General features: G+C 64.4%; 1 protein-coding gene. It reads right to left on the bottom strand.

Annotated elements, in window-relative coordinates:
• A partial coding sequence (locus tag CTZ28_RS46365; protein WP_147481316.1) for a DUF475 domain-containing protein occupies positions 1-812 on the bottom strand: 812 nt, incomplete at both ends.

Raw genomic sequence — 812 nt, forward strand, 5'->3', positions numbered from 1 at the left:
TAGACGGTGAGCGACCGGACGTACATCGCGCCGATGCCCAGGCCCAGCGCCATCAGCACGATGTCGTTGGTGATGGCGAACGCGCCGATCACGCCGTCGAAGGAGAAGGACGCGTCCAGGACCTCCAGGTAGAGGAACATGAAGAACGCGGCCTTGCCGGCCAGGGCGACGGCCGAGCGCTTCTTGCCGGTGCGCGCGGCCTCCTCGTCCGCTTCGTGCTCGCGTTCCTCCTCTTCTTCGAGGCGTTCCTCGAAGAAGCCGGACAGACCGCCGACGACCATGTAGGTGATCAGGCCGGCGATCCCGGAGATCAGGACGGTCTGCGCCTTGTCGACGTGCGCGCCGCCGTGCTGGTGGGCGTGGGTGGCGAAGGTGAAGGCGGTGATGAGCAGGACGGCCAGCGCGATGCAGACCGACAGCATGTCGACCTTGCCGAGTTTGGCCAGCGGCCGTTCGATCCAGCGCAGCCACTGGATGTCACGGTCCTCGAAGATGAAGTCGAGGAAGATCATCAGCAGGAACATGCCACCGAAGGCCGCGATCGCCGGGTGGGCGTCGGTGACCAGTTCCTGGTAGCGGTCCTTGTTGTTGAGCGCGAGGTCGACGGCCTCGACGGGGCCCATCTTCGCGCTGATCGCGACGATCACGACCGGGAAGACCAGCCGCATGCCGAAGACCGCGATGAGAACGCCGATCGTGAGGAAGATCCGCTGCCAGAAGGCGTTCATCTTCTTCAGGATGCCGGCGTTGACCACGGCGTTGTCGAACGACAGCGAGATTTCGAGGATGGACAGGATCGCCACGATGCCAAA

Source organism: Streptomyces shenzhenensis, from assembly GCF_003688995.1.
Lineage (GTDB): Bacteria > Actinomycetota > Actinomycetes > Streptomycetales > Streptomycetaceae > Streptomyces > Streptomyces shenzhenensis_A.